Below are 16924 nucleotides of genomic sequence, written 5' to 3'. Positions count from 1 at the left end.
ACTCGATGAACTACGCGACAAATAGTTGATTCTGATACTCCAAAATCTGTTGCAATATGAAAATAGGTACGATATTCTCGCCAATATTCCAGGGTGACTAAAATTTGCTCTTCTCTTGCTAAATCCCAAGGTCGTCCTGCTTTTGGTCTGTGAGGAAATTCTTGCTTAAATGCTTCAAGTATTCGTTCAAAAGTTTTTTTCTCGACCCCAAAGCGCCGCTTAAACTTTTTACCTGATAGAGATTTGGCATTTGCGTAGTTCATAAATGAGGTACAAGAGAAGTGCAAACCCTTTACTCTACCACAAAAATATTTTGCAAGAGGTCTACTATTCATGAGGAAAAGTTGTGGATGAAAAGGTTAGTAACTTTCATTTTCCTTCTTTTCCTCTCTTTTTTATCATTTACTTTCTAATTCATACCAGACGTACATCGGCTTTTTGCTCTTCGTTGATAGATAGCTTATTTACGCCCGCGTTCACTAGCATAGATCGGATGGAGGTCAAGGTGATTTATGTACCCTAACCCCTAAAAAATTTGCAATCAGTTTAATCTTCTCCTTCCACCAAAGCACGATATTCAGAGGCAGGCAAGACATCGGTTAATTCCTCATCAGGATTATCGAGTCGCACTTTGATGAGCCAACCCTCACCATAGGGATCTTCTTGAACAGATTCCGGGGCGTCCATGGCTGTTTCATTTTGTTCAATGACAGTTCCTGAGACAGGGGCTTTTAAATCTTCTACTGCTTTGACAGATTCGATAGTGCCAAAAGAATCTTCTGTTGCAATAGCATCACCGACCTCGGGTAATTCGATAAATACCAAATCGCCTAATTGATCGATCGCGAAAGCACTAACACCAATAGTGGCAATTTCTCCTTCTATCCGAACATATTCGTGACTGTCAAGATATTTTAAATCTTCAGGATATTCTAGCTGCATTTTCCTTCCTCAATAGCAAGCAAATTTTAGTGTATCGCGTAAATAATGAATTAGGAACGATGAACCATAAATTAACAACCGATAACCAAAAAAGCTTTTAACTGTTGACTGATTGCGTTCCTAAAGGCAGGAATATTGTTAGTTCTTCGCTTTGTCGCGATTTTTGTCTGACTGTGAGTTTGCCACCTAAAGCTTGGAACATATTTTTAGTGGCATCGAGATTAAGACTCAAGCATCCTGTTTCGGGTTGGAACATCAGTAATTGACCAAGAGCCTTGAAAGGATTACTTGTGTGATTGCAGTGAGAAAGTACTTGTAATTTTAGGCGATCGCCTGCGGTAGATATTATCAGTCGGAGATTTCCCCCATGAGATAGACTGCGAGTGCAGGTTTCAATTAGGCCAGTCAGAACGCGATCTAACATGGCTGGATCGCTGATAATCGGAGGAAGCTTTTGCGGTAAGACAATTTCTAAGTTCACATTGCGTCTTTGAGCTTGCTGTTCCCAACGAGGGATATTAGCCCGCAATACGGTGGCTAAACAACAGGAAGTGAGATGAACAGGATAGGAGGCAGCTGAAGTTGATTCTAGTTCCGTGGCCCGAAAAATTAATTCCATCCTTTCGATTTGTTCTGTGCATTCGCGATCTATGGTTTGTAATCTGCTAATCGCTTTGGTGGAGAAATCTTGGCTCTTTTTCAATAACAGCCTGGTCATCGTTCGAATGGTTGTCAGAGGTGTGCGTATTTCATGGGTAAGAGCTTGTAATAATTCCATTTCCAGCTTGCCACTGGGGCTGGCATTGACGATGGGAGAAACATAGTCAGGAGTAGTTTCTGCCTTTTCTGGTTCTGATTGGGATACAGCAATGGTTTCAATTTTACAAGTATTGCCAATAGCTAATGCAGTCAGATTGGGCAAATTTTGCAGCAGATTGCGAGTGAATTGGCTAATTAAACGATAATCGGGCAGTTGGGGGGAGAAATGCTCAATTAGTTGATCTATTTGCGCGAGGCGCTCATATTTTAGGAGATATAAACGAGATCGCAAAGTCAGCCAAACCAATTTGATAGTTTCTGGATCAAAGGAAAAATTAAAGTTGGGCATACCCAAAGCGTCTTGGCCTAAAACCATGACCAAAGCGAATTTCTGGGTAAAAACTAAACAAAATTGTTCTTTCGCGATCGGGTCGTAGGGAACCAGTGGCAGTTGGAGAATTGAAGAATCGTGATTATCTTGTTCATTTTCTGGGGCATGGGTGCGATCGCAAGGCATCAAGACATGGGGTTTAAAAGCATCGGTCGTAAAGATACCGGCTTGAAAACGAGCCAACAAATCCAAATTACTTAAGATTGGCACAGGAGCGGAGAAAACCAGACCTTGTAGTGATTTATCTGGAGTTATTTCAACTGTGGATAAGAGTAATTTTTCCAATGCTGCGATCGCGCCGAACCATTCCTGTTGTGCCTTTAAGGTTGCCAAGCGTCGATTTTCTTCTGTTTGGGGCAAAACTGTTGTCGCAGAATTATCTATCGAGACATCTGGCACCATCTCTTGGTTGCTATTGAGAACATCGCTTATATTTTTTAGCAGCCAGTTTTGCACTTGTATCTCGACCTCCTAAAAGAGTGAACTAATATTATTAATACCCAAATAAAGTTGGGAAAATTGTATGACAACTAGCTAATATCCTATCGGGATCAGTTGTTTCTTGAAAGTCGTAAAACCGAACCTCTTTTGCCGTAATCAGTGATCAGTTAAGTTCCTCATCCCTCATCCCTTATCCCTCATCCCTCATCCTTCATCCCTCATCCCTCATCCCTCATCCCTCATCCCTCATCCTTCATCCCTCATCCTTTATAATGTGGGGAAGTTATTACCCGAATTTGAATGGCAGTCACAACAGAACAACTAAATGTTTGGAAACAACAGCAGCGTTCCATTATTTCCCTTACCGCATGGGATTACAGTATTGCTAGGGTGTTAGACGAAGCGGGGGTTGATGTCATATTGGTGGGAGATTCTCTAGCGATGGTGGCTTTGGGACATCCGACAACTTTACCTGTTACTCTCGACGAAATGATTCATCATGCCAAGGCGGTTCGTCGAGGCGTGAAAAGAGCCTTAATCGTTTGTGATTTGCCTTTTTTAAGTTATCAAGAAAATGTCTCCCAAGCAATTCACTCCGCCGGAAGAGTTCTCAAGGAAACAGGAGCTGCTGCGGTCAAACTTGAAGGGGGCCATGCCAGGGCGATCGCAACAGTCAAGGAACTAACGGCCATTGGAATTCCCGTTATGGGTCATGTGGGACTGACACCTCAATCTTGTAATAGCTTGGGTTATAAACAGCAGGGAAATACTGCTGAATCAGCTGATCGAATCTTGGATGAAGCGATCGCCTTGTCCCAAGCAGGAGCTTTTTCTCTAGTACTAGAACATATTCCCTCAGAATTAGCTGCAACTATTACGAGTACAGTTTCCATTCCCACTATTGGCATTGGTGCTGGAGGAGCTTGTGATGGTCAGGTTTTAGTAACAGCAGACTTATTGGGTCTATCTCTAACAACGCCTCCTTTTGCCAAACCCTATATCGATCTACAATCTATCATGACTGATGCTGTCGAGCGTTTTGCCAAAGATGTTTTAGAAGATCGTTTCCCCACTGACCATTAATCATTGACGCTTGCGGAGCTCTACCCGAAGGGTCCCGACCCCGCGCCGCCGAAAGGCGCAAGGGAACGCGCGAGTTTGACCATTGACCATTTAATTATTAATGACCTATATTGTCGCTACTTTCTACAAATTTGTCTCTTTGCCTGACTTTAAAGAGAAAAGACAGCTCCTCAAAGAATATTGTCAAGCGCAAAATATCAAAGGGACAATCTTATTGGCCTTAGAGGGTATCAACGGTTCGATCGCTGGCTCTCGTGAGGGAATTGATCAAGTCTTGGCTTTTCTGCGTACTGATGATCGCTTGGCTGATTTAGAACATAAAGAATCTACCGCAAAATCCGCACCTTTTGCGAGACTAAAAGTCAGACTAAAAAAAGAAATTGTCACTTTAGGAATTCCCGAAGTAGATCCAAATAAACAGGTTGGGACTTATATTCCCCCTCAAAAATGGAATCAAGTCATTAGCGATCCCGAAGTTACGGTGATTGATACCAGAAATCAATATGAAGTAGAGCTTGGAAGTTTCCAAGGAGCAATTGACCCCAAAACTCAATCTTTTCGTCAATTTCCCGAATATGTCGCAGAAAATATTGATCCTCAAGAACATCCAAAAGTGGCAATGTTCTGTACTGGCGGAATTCGTTGCGAAAAGGCTTCTTCCTATTTACTATCCCAAGGATTTAAAGAGGTTTACCATCTCAAAGGAGGAATTTTAAAATATTTAGAGGAAATTTCTGTAGAAGAAAGTCTGTGGCAGGGAGAATGTTTTGTTTTTGATGAAAGAGTTGCCGTTAAAGAAGGATTAGTATCTGGTACCTATGAGCTTTGTTATGCCTGCGGCCATCCGATAACAGAAGAAGATAAAGCTTCCCCTTATTATGCCGAAATAATTTCTTGCCCCTATTGCTATGAGGACTTGACTCCAGAGAAAATAGAGCGGCAACTAAACCGCAAAAGACACAGGGAAGGCAATAGCAAGTAATGAGTAATGAGTAATGAGTAATAAGTAAGAAGTAAACTGTCTTCGTTAGATTAGTTACTAAACTTTTTGGAGAAATCTTTAAAGGTTATTTGCAGACCAAGCAGGAATAATCCCAAAGCGACAAAACCAAAGACGCCAGTGCCCAAGGCTGCAACGCCGATAACTAAGGTTCGAACTGCGATAGTAAGCTTGAGAACAAAGATATTGTCGGATACGATAGGTTTTGTTGAATAGGTTGTGACAATGGCACTCATTAAATGATATACACCGAAAGCCATTACTCCAGCGAAAACCGATGATAACAAACATTTGAGAGGTGTAACTTCTTGCTTGTCAGATTGATTAGTTTTGTCAGTTGTGTCAGACTGACTCTTGGTCGTTGCCGATGAATTTTGCTTGTTTTCCTGGGTCATATTTTGTATGGTGGAATGCCAGCTTATTTTACGAAAATGAAAGCTTATGCCAACACGCTCTAGTTATATGTTACTCAATTAATGTAACCTGGACGACAAGTTTCCTCAATTTTCTTATGTTCTAGGACAAGCAATTTTCAATTTTCCAACTCGTGCGCTCCTTAGATGAGTGAAACTTATCCGAAGGTGTATCCTTTAGGCCATCAGGGTCGCTCGTCAATTTTCCAACCCGCGCGTTCCTTAGATGAGTGAAACTCATCAGGGTCGCTCGTCAATTCTCAATTTTCAATTTTCAATTTTCAATTTCCCTATGTCCGATTATTCCCAAACAATTTCTTTCCCTAGTACGGAAAGTGCGATCGCTCTAGCTGGCAACAAAGAGTTTAATCTACAGTTAATATCTCGTCAAACTGGTGTTAAAACCATCTTGAGAGGTCAAGACCTAATGTTGTTTGGTCGGGAGAAGGCTGTGGAGCGAGCAGCTACCATAGTGCGATCGCTAAAGTATCTCTGGGAAACCGGAAAGCAAGTTACCGAGCCAGATATCCTGACTGCTTTTCAGGCATTAGATACCGGTCGTACAGAGGAATTTAACGAAATTAAAACCAATGTCCTGGCCCAAACTAGAAAAGGCGAAGTAATTCGGGCTAAAACTTTTAAACAAAAACAATATGTCAAAGCGATTCAAAATCATGACATAACTTTTGGGATTGGCCCTGCTGGCACAGGTAAAACCTTTTTAGCGGCAGTTCTCGCTGTTCAAGCCTTGCTCCAAGACGAATGCGATCGCATCATTCTGACCCGACCGGCAGTGGAGGCAGGAGAGAGATTAGGATTTTTGCCAGGGGATTTACAACAAAAAGTGAATCCGTTTTTGCGACCTCTTTATGATGCTTTATATGAATTTATCGATGCTGAAAAAATCCCCGATCTCATGGAGCGAGGAAAAATCGAGGTTGCGCCCCTAGCTTATATGCGCGGACGTACTTTAGCCAACGCGTTTGTGATTGTTGATGAAGCTCAAAATACTACTCCTGCTCAACTTAAAATGGTACTGACCCGTTTAGGCTTTGGCTCCAAAATGGTAGTAACAGGAGATATTACTCAAACCGACTTGCCAAATCATCAAGATTCTGGCTTAATAGTCGCCAGCAAGATACTTAAATCAGTCGATGACATTGCCTTTTGCTATCTCACCCAAGCTGATGTGGTGCGCCACCCTCTAGTACAAAAGATTGTGGCAGCCTACGAAAAATATACCTAAGTCCTGGCTCCTTAAAATTATTTATCGCAAAAAGCAACTAGTAATCCAGAACAACAGAAAAGCAAAAGAGGCATTGGTTTCCTCTGCCTGATCTGGATTGAGGGTGATCCCACTATTCGCCAAAGAAGCGGAGATCGCCGCTCCCAAGCCAATACCCAGAACAAAAGCAATAATCGTAATCAAAAGAGAACGACCAAAACGATTTTCTTTACGAGTCAAGAAATAAACATTCGCCGTAAAACCCAATGCCATGAATAGGGTCAGAGGTGAACCCTGGGCATTACCCGCAAAGAAAGATAAGACTGCCAAAGCGAGAAACACTCCCGTCGGCAACAAAATTTCGTTTTGGGAGGGATTATCAATGAGATTCTGCATCCAATTTGGCGAATTCAGCGTCGGCACTTGATTGGGAGTGGGAGTTTCGACCTTATTGCGTTCTGGGAAGCGAATTCTTTCGGGAACTTTAATTTTGCCATCTTGGCGTAATTTCAAGCGCTCCATAATCACCGCATCATAGGCAGCTTCAACTTTCTCTACGATTTGAGCATCATTTTTATTTTCCTCGCAAATCCTTTTCTTCGCGGACTGGATTTCATCAAAGGAAGCATTATCGCTTACACCAAGTAATTCGTAGGGATTTTCTTGACTCATTAGTTACCTCTATCAATCTTTAAGCCACCTTAACGTTTATGAATTTATCTTAATTTATGACAATTATCTGTTTTTAATAAACTTCCCACCAACCCAAAGCGGGTCCAATAAATCTTACTGTAAACCACAGGGCAATCATGGCACCGATTCCGATCCAAGCACCTCTAGTTGTCCAGGTGACAAATTTTTGAGCTTGAGTTTTCGTAATTGGGAGCCAGGGCAAGATGGTCTGCTCTTTCCCGTAGTCCTCTCCTAACGCTGCTTTGCGCCGTTTTGATTCCCCCATAAGATTTTTTTTTGCTTAAATTTTTATTACTACATTTTTATTATTCCGTAGATCGTAGCGTTTTCGGGAAAAGTCAGACAACAGAATGTTGAGATCTGTTTACAGTTTAGGAAAATTTAACCTTAGATTTTATGTTTTAAGTTTATTTTGGGCTTTTGATAAACTTGCTTCGTAAATTTTGCAAGAAATAATCCCAAAAACTTTTTCAATGATTACACTGTCAGATATTGGTGACCCCCATGACTTTTTATGTAGAAAAATTATGCTCAACAAATTCCACTCGAAAGCCAATCAAGATCGAGCAAGCTTCAATCAAATAGGATTAACAGGAATTGTGACAACATTTTTGCTTTCTGTCGCCACTGCGGTGGCAGCGCTAGAAGTAGAAATTGCCCCAACAACCCCAGAACTCGGAGATACCATCTCTATCATCGTGACTACAGATGAGGAGAACTCCAAGCCAATAGTTACTGTCGGAGAGAAAAGCTACCCTGTATTTCTAGAAGGCGACAAATATCGTGCTCTCCTGCCGACGTCTCCTTTGGACAAGCCAGGAAAAATAACAGTGCGCATCCAGGGAGATGACAGGACTAGTAATATCGGGGTTTGGTTAAAAAATCGCACCTTTCCTACCCAAAGAATTCACCTATCGGGCAAGGCTGCTAGCCGTGCAACCCAACTGGAGTTAGATAAGGTGGCGGCCTTTAAACAATTAGTGACTCCTGAAAAATATTGGAATGGGTCTTTTGTGCGCCCCAATGCAGCAAGAGTTTCTACAATTTTTGGAGTTCGTCGCTACTATAATGGCGTGTTTGCGGAGAATTACTATCACAAGGGGGTTGATTATGCCGGGAGTTCTGGCTCCCCAGTAGTTGCCCCCGCAGCGGGGAAAGTCAGATTGATTGGTCGGGAAGCAGACGGCTTTCGAGTTCATGGCAATATTGTCGGAGTTGATCATGGGCAGGGTGTCTTGAGTGTTTTTATGCACCTGCGTGATATCAATGTCCAAGAAGGTGATCTTGTTCAACCAGGTCAGAAAATTGGCACAGTAGGCTCCACAGGTGCGTCCACAGGCCCTCATTTACATTGGGGACTTTATGTCAATGGAGTTGCGGTAGATCCTGCTCCTTGGCGATTTGGCGAAATTCCCTAGCAAATTAACGTGAATGAAAATTAAATATTCCCCGAGTCCTTTTCGATATCTTGAAGTAGAGACTAAGATGGGTCGGAAAGGATGTGTTGAAAAAACTTTATACGAAATAAATAACTATGGGAATTACCGAGATTGTTGAACAGGCATTACAAGACGGCTATCTGACTCCTACCATGGAAGCGGAAGTCGGACGCATTTGTGATGCTGCAGCTGAACTGTCTGTAGAAGAATATATGGCATTGGATAAGTTAATGGGTTCTTTGCTAACAGGGGAAGTAGTTGCGGTTCCGCGTAAACAATTTATCAATGTCATGGAAGAATTAGTCCTTAGTGACGCGATTACTAGAGTTGCTGAGATTCAACAAACGAGTGATATCTCTCTCGATGTCGGAGACATTGCCGCTTATGCCCTCAATCGGCTACCCCCTTTGTATGCAACGACAGAAGAAGGTGCTAATTATCAACGACAAAGAGCCAGGGAAGAATTGCAAGAGTTGATTAAAAGTCAGGTCGAAGAAGCGATCGCCCGTTATCTAGATCGACCGGAATTCTACCCTGAAAGACAAGCTATTAAGGCAAAAGGTGATGCGGGAGTTGCCAGTCAACTTAGCAGCCTGCTGCAAGATTATGCTCCTGATTATGAACCAGCTCAAAAGGTTTAAGAGTATAAAGTTTCAATACAAGTTATTGCAGACCATAACTCGTTCATTGGTCAAGGAACTTTTTTCTAATTACTTTGGTCTCTAGGTTATGGAAATACTCAATCCTTGTATTGGAGCAGTTCATGAATCAATCTCTTCCTGTATCCTGGTCAGGAGTTAAGGTGACCGCTACTAAAAAATTGGTGTCTACCGAAAAACTCTCTAATTACGATTTGATCCTCCTCTGTCAAGAAGGGGCTCAACCGGATCGTGCTGCTTTTGCTGAGCTGTTGAGTCGCTATCAGTCTCATGTAAATAGACTGCTCTATCATTTAGCTCCAGATTGGGAAGAAAGAGCGGATCTGGCGCAAGAAGTTTGGATCCGAGTTTATCGTAATATTAAACGCCTCAAGGAGCCAGTCAAATTTCGGGGCTGGCTCAGTCGGATTGCGACAAATTTGTTTTATGACGAATTGCGTAAGCGCAAGCGAATCGCTAGACCCTTGTCCTTGGATGCCCCTCGCTCAGTCAAAGACGGCGAAATGACTTGGGAGTTACCCTCGGATATGCCCAGTCCTAGCGACAATCTGGCAACCAGTGAGTTTTACGATAAATTGCAACGGGCGATCGCAGAATTACCGGAATCTTTTCGTACTACTATAGTATTGCGAGAAATTGAAGGTCTGCCCTATGATGAAATAGCAGCAATTACAGGAGCCTCGTTAGGCACTGTAAAATCTCGAATTGCCAGAGCAAGATTGAAGTTACAGTCTATCTTGCGAAAATATCTTGATGAATAGTAACTTAGTAAGGGAAGAAGAGATTGGGGTTTCCGATTTTTATTGTGTTTTGTTAACTATTTCCGCCTTTTTATCTAAATCAGTGGTGATTCTAAAATGACATCTAGGTACGATGATTTTGCAGAATATCGGCAACCTAATCTTGACGGGCAAGATACTGAAGACGATTGTTTCGAGTTACTCAGTGCTTATATTGACGGAGAAGCAACCGCCGCCGAACGTCAACGAGTGCAGCAATTACTTGATAACGACCCCGAAATAAAAAAAACTTATATTCAACTACTCAAATTACAAGGCGGCATGCAGAATATGTCTGTCCCAGTCACTCGGGAGATACCCTCCGACTTACTATCACAAAAAGTCTTTGCAGAAGTAGATCGCGCTCTTAATCGACAAAAATTGTTTTTCTGGGGTGGAGGAGTCATCTTGACGACAATTCTCGCCGCGATCGCGGGAATATTCCCGAATTTTAATTCTCCCAGCTTAAAGTTGGTCGAGTCTCAAATTGAAGAAACTATTCCTCAATCGGTCATGGTAGCAGTCACGCTTAATCAACCTACTGTGACAATTCCCAAAGCCGCTATTTCCAATTTTCCCCTCGATATTAATAGTGACTAGTAAGTAAAGAAAAGACTCCCGATAATGTAGTGTCTATAATGAATCAGAAGAAACCTTAAGGAGCATAAATTTGATTCTAGTAATTGATAATTATGATAGTTTTACTTACAACTTAGTTCAATACTTAGGAGAGTTAGGACAAGAATTACCTGTAGCCGAACAAATCCAGGTCTATCGCAATGACAAAATTGATCTTGAGACCATAAAAAAAATGAATCCCGATGGTATTGTCATCTCACCAGGGCCTGGTCGTCCTGAAGATGCGGGAGTTTCACTAGAGTTAATCGAAAAATTAGGCCATAGTATACCGATACTAGGGGTTTGTTTGGGACATCAAAGTATCGGACAAGTATTTGGCAGCAAAATAGTTTCAGCACCTGTGCTCATGCATGGCAAAACCTCATTGGTACATCACAATAAAGTTGGGGTCTTTCAAGGGTTGGACAATCCCTTTCTTGCGACTCGCTACCATAGTTTAATCATCGAAAGAGAAACCATTCCAGATGATCTAGAAATTACTGCTTGGGTAGAAGATGGTACGATTATGGGCGTGCGGCATCGGAAACATCCTCATATTCAAGGGGTTCAGTTTCATCCAGAGAGTATTTTGACGAATTCAGGAAAACAACTATTGCGCAATTTTCTCGTTTCCCTTCCTTGCGAGTTATCAATAGTTTAAAATTGCTTTGCGATGAGGGCTCAGCTTTTTTTCCTAGCACAAGGTCGAAGGGGTTAAACTTAAGCAGCAATCAAGAAGCAGGCTTCTAGCTTCTATCTTCGATGAGCGAAATCTCGTTTAATTTACACATCAGTTGATCAAGATATATGAAACGGCGACAGTTAATTCGTTATGGCGGAACTAGTTTACTTACCGCAATCGGTATTTTAGGGAGTAATTTTTCCTCTCCGATCCAAGCGCAATCGGGCAAGAATTCAGTAACAATTACCTATCTAGGACATACTTGCTTTTTGTTTTCCGGGAATGGGATCAAAGTTTTAGTTAATCCTTTTTTGCCTCTAGGTTGTACCGCAGGTTATAAGGCTCCAACTGTAGTTGCTGATTTGGTACTGATTAGTAGTTTTCTCCTTGATGAAGGTGCGATCGAAGAGGTGGCAGGAAATCCTCAAATTATTACCAATCCAGGGGATTATAAAGTTAAAAATATTGTTTTCAAAGGCATTAGCACACCCCATGATCTCGAAGGTGGTAGACGTTTTGGGCAAAATATCGCCTGGCGTTGGAATCAAGGGGGTGTAAATCTTCTGCATCTAGGTGGGGCGGCCGCACCAATTAGTCTAGAAGAACAAATCCTGATGGGTAGTCCTGATGTGTTGCTACTTCCCGTCGGAGGCGGAGTCAAAGCCTATAATCCTGAGCAGGCAATGCAAGCTATTGAGGTACTAAAACCTCGGGTCGTCATTCCGACTCAATATCTGACTAATGCAGCTGACAAGGAAAATTGTGATTTGGTGGCAGTAGATGACTTTTTGGCTTTAACGAAGGGTGTAATGGAGTCCAAGAAATTAAATACCCATAGTATTGCAATCAAGCGTTCTGACTTACCCAAAGATAAAACTGTAATTAGAGTATTGACAGCTAAACAATAACGAGTAGAAGGTGTTAGGTGTTAGGTATTAGGTGTTAGGTATTAGGTATTGGGTGTTAGGGAAATCCGGAAAAACAATGACCCTAGCTATTATCACCCTGATAAAGCCGGTAAATGCTTTATATCTAGAATATTTGTTCGTAGGAATCAAAATATTACTATTTTTAACCTAAAACCTATTCCCTAAAACCTAAAACCAGTTTTGACTAGAATATAATGGGAACCTGTTAAGTGATAACAGTAGGTTCTTCCCGTTGCGTAAATTGACGAATCAAGGCAATCTCCTCTGCAAGATCAATTAGAGGTTTCAATCCTACCTGGGTCTCAACATCATGTTTACTAGCATCTGGTTCATAACTTTCTATATAGACCCGTAAAGTTGCGCCTTTAGTCCCCGTACCAGAAAGACGGAAGACAATCCGAGAACCATCGGTAAAACCAATGCGAATACCTTGTTTTTTACTGACGCTGCCATCCACAGGATCGGTATAACTAAAATCATCGGCATAATCTACGGTATAGTTGCCGAACTGTTTTCCAGGAAGTTCGACCGTCATGCTACGTAAGCGATCCATCAATTCCATTGCCGGTTCGGAGGCCACAGCTTCGTAATCGTGACGGGAATAGAAATTGCGTCCATAGATTTTCCAATGATCCTTGACAATTTCTTCTACTGATTTTCCTGTTACGGCAAGAATATTTAACCAGAAAAGCACGGCCCATAAACCGTCTTTTTCCCTGACATGATTAGAACCTGTACCAAAGCTTTCTTCCCCGCAAAGAGTCGCCCTATCAGCATCTAATAAATTGCCAAAGAATTTCCAGCCGGTAGGTGTTTCATAACAATCAATGCCTAACTTTTTGGCAACCCGATCTACAGCTTCACTCGTTGGCATCGATCGCGCTACGCCAGATAAACCATCTTTATATCCAGGTACTAATGTGGCATTGGCAGTCAAGACGGCTAAACTATCACTAGGAGTCACAAAAAAATGGTTGCCTAAGATCATATTGCGATCGCCATCGCCATCGGAGGCCGCACCAAAATCAGGAGCATTATCGCCAAAAAGAACTTCTACCAAGTCATGGGCATATACCAAATTAGGATCGGGATGTCCTCCACCAAAATCTTCGAGGGGAATGCCATTTTGAACTGTCCCCGCAGGTGCACCTAAACTTTTTTCAAAAATATCTTTGGCATAAGTACCTGTCACCGCATGCATCGAGTCAATACAAATTCTAAAGTCACTCTGTAAAAGTTTACGAATACTCGCAAAATCAAAAAGAGATTCCATTAAACGAGCGTAGGGTTCGACTGGATCGATGACTTCTACTGCCATCTCTCCGATACGTGCGATCGACAGCTTATCTAGGTTAATATCCGCAGTTTCAAAGATTTTGTAACTATCAATCACCTTCGATTTGGCAAAAATAGCATCAGTTATTTTCTCTGGTGCTGGGCCCCCATTCGTAATATTGTATTTAATGCCAAAATCACCGTCAGGGCCTCCTGGGTTATGACTAGCAGAGAGAACAATGCCTCCAAAAGCTTTATATTGACGGATAATCGCAGAAGCTGCTGGAGTAGACATGATTCCGCCTTTTCCTACGAGAATACGACCGATTCCATTGGCTGCTGCCATTTTGAGGATAACTTGAATTGCTTGACGATTGAAAAAGCGACCATCTCCACCCAATACAAGAGTTTTGCCTTGAACCCCTTCTAAGCTATCAAAAATCGATTGGACAAAATTCTCTAGGTAATGGGGTTTTTGAAAGACTGTTACAGATTTCCGCAGTCCCGATGTTCCTGGCTTTTGATCTGAAAAAGGGGTTGTGGTAATAGTTTTTGTGCTCATGTTAAATATCCAAAATTTTTCTTTTTCCAGAACTGCATCATCCTAATCCTGTCGCTGCTCACACCAGCACTGAATATTAGGAAATTATAAAGTTATTCTACTTTGAAGCGGTCAAGACTAGAAGATCCAATCATTACAAGAAAATTGTGGCGATCGTAATTAACATTAATTTTCCAGAAAAAGTCAGCATTATGTTTTATAGTCATTCCAAATAAAAAACATACGATTATGTAGGGGCGATTCGCGAATCGCCCCTACTACGAAAAATATGCGTTATGACTTTATCTATCACGATGTGTAAATTAATTGGAATGACTATAAATGATTTTATAACCAGCAATTTGCAAAATCGTCTTCTGGGTGTGCTAGATATTTTTTATTTACCCATCCTGATTTAGTAACACCTTGACGCTTGTATACTACTTCTGCCCATTTTGCGCCATTTTTTGCAAATTGTTCGTTTATTTGTAGTACTTCTTCTCCGTCAGTCAGCACTCCAATGTCACGAGATCTCCAATCAGCTGTAGGATGTACATAAAGTCTATCATCGCCAGGAATTTCAACACATACTTTCCAAGGGACTGCTTTTCTTCCATCGGAAGGAGGGTTTCTGTCTGGGTTATTTGAATTCTCAATAAAAAACTTTACTCCTCCCCAAAAAAATTCAGCGGCAAATCCTCCCCAAAAAGCATAAGCAGGCTTTGCTAAAAGATATGTTCCCATGAACAATAATAGGAACAATTGAGATATGAGCACTCTAATTTTCATTTATTTTATCTGCATAATTTGGAAAATATGTTTTTATCTTACAACCATATATACATATTTTTTATTTTGATTTACTATATTTTTGTAACAGGTTTTAAATTAAAATGAGTGATAAAAAGAAACGAAAAAGAAATTGGTATTTACTAATAATAGGATTTGTTTTAGCCTTTTTAGTTAGTATTGGAAGTTTTAGGACATATCACTTTGATTTCGACTGGGCTAGCAATCATTTTTTCAAAACAGTTAAGAAAAATGATTGGAGCAGGACTGAATTCAACAACAAAACTGTCGGAGAAAAAAGTAGACACAAAAAAATAGACGAAAAAGTTTCATTTGCAGCGGAAGTAAATACAGAAACTTTTGAAGGAAAACCTGAATTCAATTCCGAAATAATTGATCCTATACCTCCAGATATAAGAGGAAAAATGATTAATGTTACCTGGCGTGATAATAGGAAATGTCCGATTCAACTTGAAGAACTTGTAATGTTGGAAGTTAACCATTGGGATTATGAACGCGAAGTAGTTAAGGGGACACTTATTGTCCATCGCGATGTAGCTAAACCTCTCAGTGAGGTTTTTAAAGAACTCTTTGATATCAAATTTCCTATCCAGAGTATGCTTCCTGCTTATGAATTCGATGGCGATGATATAAAGTCTATGAAAGCCAATAATACAAGTGCCTTTAACTGTCGATTAGTAGAAGATGCCCGTAAATGGTCTCAGCATGCTTACGGGAAAGCTGTCGATATCAATCCTCTATTCAATCCATATATTAAGGGCGATGTAACACTTCCAGAAAGCGGTCGTCAATACGAAGCGAGAACATGCAATGAACCAAACAATTACCCAGGAATGATTTGTGTAGGTAGCCCAGTCATAAAAGAATTTGAGAAAATTGGTTGGAAATGGGGAGGGTATTGGAATAGTTTAAAAGACTACCAGCACTTTTCACAGAATGGTTTGTAACTTTATTAAGTTGAGAAAATCTTACTTTTTTAATCAAACCAATAATGTTTGATCAAAATTGGAAAAGTGCCCTTAGTACAGTTGAATTTTTGATGCTTTTAGTTTTCTTAAGTTATTCTTCTCTTTTGAATTAATACTTTTTCTTGCAATTTTAAATTCTTGTTTAAGAGCCTCGTATTCTACTTTAACTTTTGGATTAGATAATATTTGATCTCTAACACAATCCCAAGTAATCACTTTATTAGTTCTCATTTTTCCCTTCATTAATATTGCTGTCGCTCCTTTAAGATTATTGCGATCACGCAGTGATTAAGTGTCGAACAAATAGCGATTACCATTCATTCAGAAGATCCCTTTGCATTGCGATCGCATCTCCCTTCCAGGTTAATTCTCATGTCTTATTTAACTCTGCAGTAACATTGGGACTAATTTCTACGCTTTAGAAACAAAACATAATATCTTGTACACTTAAAGACTTTTTTGTAGCATAGAAGAGTAAATCAAGAATTATTATCATGGCTACACCAGCTTTATCTACAGTCAGATCAGATTTACCAATTTATAAATCAGGTAACCTCAGTCTCAAGAAGTTAGCTAAATTTATTGGTGTTAAAGATATTCAGTTATCTAAAATTGCTGGAGTTAAAACAGAACAAGATATCGCTTCTTCCGAAACACAAGAAAAGCTCAACCCCTTGATTAGTGCACTCGAAATGTTGTGGGAATTAACCGATGGTTCTCAAGATAAGATAAAAGCCTGGTTAAAAGAACCATTAGTTGAATGGCGTGGCATATCTCCCCTAGATCGACTATTAGTTAATGATATTGATGCTGTAGTTCAAATTGTAGAGTGCATTTATTATGGGGAATCTGCTGATTATTAAATAAACTGAAATTACTTCCCGACTCAAAATTAGAAATTTACGATCCCAAAAACGATCTGAATATTGAATAAGAGCAATCGCAATTCTCTATCCTCAACATCATGCGATATGATCTCTAAGTTTATTAAGTTGAGAAAATCTTACTTTTTTAATCAAACCCATAATGCTTGATTAGAAATGCCAGGCTGTACCTGATCGCGACCTCTACCAATTTATTACCTTTAGCCCTTTAACCTTAGCAAACTCTTGATCAGCTGTTACTAAGCTTGCTGAGTTTTGAATTGCCATTGTTGCAATAGACCTCTTGCATAATTAATTGAGGGTATTTCTATAAACCCCTAATCATAATGTATATAGCGATTGGTCAAAATCGCTGAAACAACCAAAACTCGTATTTTTGCAAGAGGTCTAATA

General features: G+C 40.6%; 18 protein-coding genes and 1 pseudogene. 11 read left to right on the top strand and 8 right to left on the bottom strand.

Features of this window, described 5'->3' with window-relative positions; genetic code table 11:
- From XEN7305_RS30265 to XEN7305_RS03545, 3 genes and pseudogenes are all read right to left on the bottom strand, one after another.
- Window positions 1–113: pseudogene (locus tag XEN7305_RS30265) on the bottom strand (transposase family protein); the annotation flags it as partial.
- Between the two features lie 433 nt (window positions 114–546).
- The gene (gcvH, locus tag XEN7305_RS03550) at window positions 547–942 is read right to left on the bottom strand and encodes a glycine cleavage system protein GcvH (RefSeq protein ID WP_006507967.1); all 396 of its coding nucleotides are present in this window, start codon (window positions 940–942) and stop codon (window positions 547–549) included.
- A gap of 97 nt (window positions 943–1039) precedes the next feature.
- Window positions 1040–2548: a sensor histidine kinase KdpD gene (locus XEN7305_RS03545; RefSeq protein ID WP_006507966.1), complete on the bottom strand. Its 1509-nt coding sequence runs from the start codon at window positions 2546–2548 to the stop codon at window positions 1040–1042.
- A 285-nt stretch (window positions 2549–2833) separates the two neighbouring features.
- On the opposite strand from XEN7305_RS03545, the gene panB reads away from it, so the two are divergent.
- The gene (gene panB / locus XEN7305_RS03540; RefSeq protein ID WP_006507965.1) at window positions 2834–3616 is read left to right on the top strand and encodes a 3-methyl-2-oxobutanoate hydroxymethyltransferase; all 783 of its coding nucleotides are present in this window, start codon (window positions 2834–2836) and stop codon (window positions 3614–3616) included.
- A 100-nt stretch (window positions 3617–3716) separates the two neighbouring features.
- A complete protein-coding gene (locus tag XEN7305_RS03535; protein ID WP_006507964.1) occupies window positions 3717–4598 on the top strand; it encodes a rhodanese-related sulfurtransferase in 882 nt (293 codons plus the stop codon).
- A 50-nt stretch (window positions 4599–4648) separates the two neighbouring features.
- On the opposite strand, the gene XEN7305_RS03530 is transcribed toward XEN7305_RS03535, so the two are convergent.
- Window positions 4649–5011 (bottom strand): DUF3082 domain-containing protein, encoded by a 363-nt coding sequence (locus XEN7305_RS03530; protein ID WP_006507963.1) that lies wholly within the window; start codon window positions 5009–5011, stop codon window positions 4649–4651.
- Between the two features lie 310 nt (window positions 5012–5321).
- On the opposite strand from XEN7305_RS03530, the gene XEN7305_RS03525 reads away from it, so the two are divergent.
- The gene (locus tag XEN7305_RS03525; protein ID WP_006507962.1) at window positions 5322–6275 is read left to right on the top strand and encodes a PhoH family protein; all 954 of its coding nucleotides are present in this window, start codon (window positions 5322–5324) and stop codon (window positions 6273–6275) included.
- A 21-nt stretch (window positions 6276–6296) separates the two neighbouring features.
- Here XEN7305_RS03525 and XEN7305_RS03520 read toward each other — a convergent pair whose 3' ends face one another.
- The gene (locus XEN7305_RS03520) at window positions 6297–6926 is read right to left on the bottom strand and encodes a CPP1-like family protein (RefSeq protein WP_006507961.1); all 630 of its coding nucleotides are present in this window, start codon (window positions 6924–6926) and stop codon (window positions 6297–6299) included.
- A gap of 73 nt (window positions 6927–6999) precedes the next feature.
- Window positions 7000–7212, bottom strand: a complete 213-nt coding sequence (locus XEN7305_RS03515; RefSeq protein WP_006507960.1) for a DUF2839 domain-containing protein — start codon at window positions 7210–7212, stop codon at window positions 7000–7002.
- A gap of 208 nt (window positions 7213–7420) precedes the next feature.
- Between XEN7305_RS03515 and XEN7305_RS03510 the strand changes: the two genes are divergently transcribed.
- From XEN7305_RS03510 to XEN7305_RS03485, 6 genes are all read left to right on the top strand, one after another.
- Window positions 7421–8365, top strand: coding sequence for a M23 family metallopeptidase (locus tag XEN7305_RS03510; protein ID WP_006507959.1), 945 nt, complete (start codon window positions 7421–7423; stop codon window positions 8363–8365).
- 116 nt (window positions 8366–8481) lie between these two features.
- Complete coding sequence (locus tag XEN7305_RS03505; RefSeq protein ID WP_006507958.1) at window positions 8482–9027, top strand: late competence development ComFB family protein; 546 nt, start codon at window positions 8482–8484, stop codon at window positions 9025–9027.
- A 122-nt stretch (window positions 9028–9149) separates the two neighbouring features.
- Window positions 9150–9806 carry a sigma-70 family RNA polymerase sigma factor gene (locus XEN7305_RS03500; protein WP_006507957.1) on the top strand — a complete coding sequence of 219 codons (657 nt, stop codon included), beginning with the start codon at window positions 9150–9152 and terminating at the stop codon, window positions 9804–9806.
- 96 nt (window positions 9807–9902) lie between these two features.
- A complete protein-coding gene (locus XEN7305_RS03495) occupies window positions 9903–10424 on the top strand; it encodes an anti-sigma factor (protein WP_006507955.1) in 522 nt (173 codons plus the stop codon).
- Window positions 10425–10494: 70 nt separating this feature from the next.
- Window positions 10495–11103 (top strand): aminodeoxychorismate/anthranilate synthase component II, encoded by a 609-nt coding sequence (locus tag XEN7305_RS03490; protein ID WP_006507954.1) that lies wholly within the window; start codon window positions 10495–10497, stop codon window positions 11101–11103.
- 146 nt (window positions 11104–11249) lie between these two features.
- Complete coding sequence (locus tag XEN7305_RS03485) at window positions 11250–12032, top strand: MBL fold metallo-hydrolase (protein WP_006507953.1); 783 nt, start codon at window positions 11250–11252, stop codon at window positions 12030–12032.
- Between the two features lie 226 nt (window positions 12033–12258).
- Here the strand turns inward: XEN7305_RS03485 and XEN7305_RS03480 are convergent, their stop codons facing one another.
- Window positions 12259–13890 carry an alpha-D-glucose phosphate-specific phosphoglucomutase gene (locus XEN7305_RS03480; protein WP_006507952.1) on the bottom strand — a complete coding sequence of 544 codons (1632 nt, stop codon included), beginning with the start codon at window positions 13888–13890 and terminating at the stop codon, window positions 12259–12261.
- Between the two features lie 327 nt (window positions 13891–14217).
- Window positions 14218–14658, bottom strand: a complete 441-nt coding sequence (locus tag XEN7305_RS03475) for a hypothetical protein (protein WP_006507951.1) — start codon at window positions 14656–14658, stop codon at window positions 14218–14220.
- Between the two features lie 104 nt (window positions 14659–14762).
- Between XEN7305_RS03475 and XEN7305_RS26350 the strand changes: the two genes are divergently transcribed.
- Together XEN7305_RS26350 and XEN7305_RS03460 are read left to right on the top strand one after the other, a co-directional pair.
- A complete protein-coding gene (locus XEN7305_RS26350; RefSeq protein ID WP_006507950.1) occupies window positions 14763–15626 on the top strand; it encodes a M15 family metallopeptidase in 864 nt (287 codons plus the stop codon).
- Between the two features lie 515 nt (window positions 15627–16141).
- Entirely contained in the window at window positions 16142–16510 is a 369-nt protein-coding gene (locus XEN7305_RS03460; RefSeq protein WP_006507948.1) for an antitoxin Xre/MbcA/ParS toxin-binding domain-containing protein, read from the top strand.
- Window positions 16511–16924: the final 414 nt, after the last annotated feature.

The sequence above is a fragment of the Xenococcus sp. PCC 7305 genome (assembly GCF_000332055.1).
Classification (GTDB): Bacteria; Cyanobacteriota; Cyanobacteriia; order Cyanobacteriales; family Xenococcaceae; genus Xenococcus.
The sequence above is the reverse complement of the archived record's forward strand: the minus strand, read 5'-3'. Positions and strand labels throughout refer to the sequence as shown.

Coding starts and splice junctions, on each gene's coding strand:
- XEN7305_RS26350 (WP_006507950.1), top strand. CDS start 14,763: ATGAGTGATAAAAAGAAACGAAAAAGAAATTGGTATTTACTAATAATA.
- XEN7305_RS03485 (WP_006507953.1), top strand. CDS start 11,250: ATGAAACGGCGACAGTTAATTCGTTATGGCGGAACTAGTTTACTTACC.
- XEN7305_RS03480 (WP_006507952.1), bottom strand. CDS start 13,890: ATGAGCACAAAAACTATTACCACAACCCCTTTTTCAGATCAAAAGCCA.
- XEN7305_RS03535 (WP_006507964.1), top strand. CDS start 3,717: ATGACCTATATTGTCGCTACTTTCTACAAATTTGTCTCTTTGCCTGAC.
- gcvH (WP_006507967.1), bottom strand. CDS start 942: ATGCAGCTAGAATATCCTGAAGATTTAAAATATCTTGACAGTCACGAA.
- XEN7305_RS03460 (WP_006507948.1), top strand. CDS start 16,142: ATGGCTACACCAGCTTTATCTACAGTCAGATCAGATTTACCAATTTAT.
- XEN7305_RS03475 (WP_006507951.1), bottom strand. CDS start 14,658: ATGAAAATTAGAGTGCTCATATCTCAATTGTTCCTATTATTGTTCATG.
- XEN7305_RS03530 (WP_006507963.1), bottom strand. CDS start 5,011: ATGACCCAGGAAAACAAGCAAAATTCATCGGCAACGACCAAGAGTCAG.
- XEN7305_RS03510 (WP_006507959.1), top strand. CDS start 7,421: ATGATTACACTGTCAGATATTGGTGACCCCCATGACTTTTTATGTAGA.
- XEN7305_RS03525 (WP_006507962.1), top strand. CDS start 5,322: ATGTCCGATTATTCCCAAACAATTTCTTTCCCTAGTACGGAAAGTGCG.
- XEN7305_RS03515 (WP_006507960.1), bottom strand. CDS start 7,212: ATGGGGGAATCAAAACGGCGCAAAGCAGCGTTAGGAGAGGACTACGGG.
- XEN7305_RS03495 (WP_006507955.1), top strand. CDS start 9,903: ATGACATCTAGGTACGATGATTTTGCAGAATATCGGCAACCTAATCTT.
- XEN7305_RS03520 (WP_006507961.1), bottom strand. CDS start 6,926: ATGAGTCAAGAAAATCCCTACGAATTACTTGGTGTAAGCGATAATGCT.
- XEN7305_RS03500 (WP_006507957.1), top strand. CDS start 9,150: ATGAATCAATCTCTTCCTGTATCCTGGTCAGGAGTTAAGGTGACCGCT.
- XEN7305_RS03505 (WP_006507958.1), top strand. CDS start 8,482: ATGGGAATTACCGAGATTGTTGAACAGGCATTACAAGACGGCTATCTG.
- panB (WP_006507965.1), top strand. CDS start 2,834: ATGGCAGTCACAACAGAACAACTAAATGTTTGGAAACAACAGCAGCGT.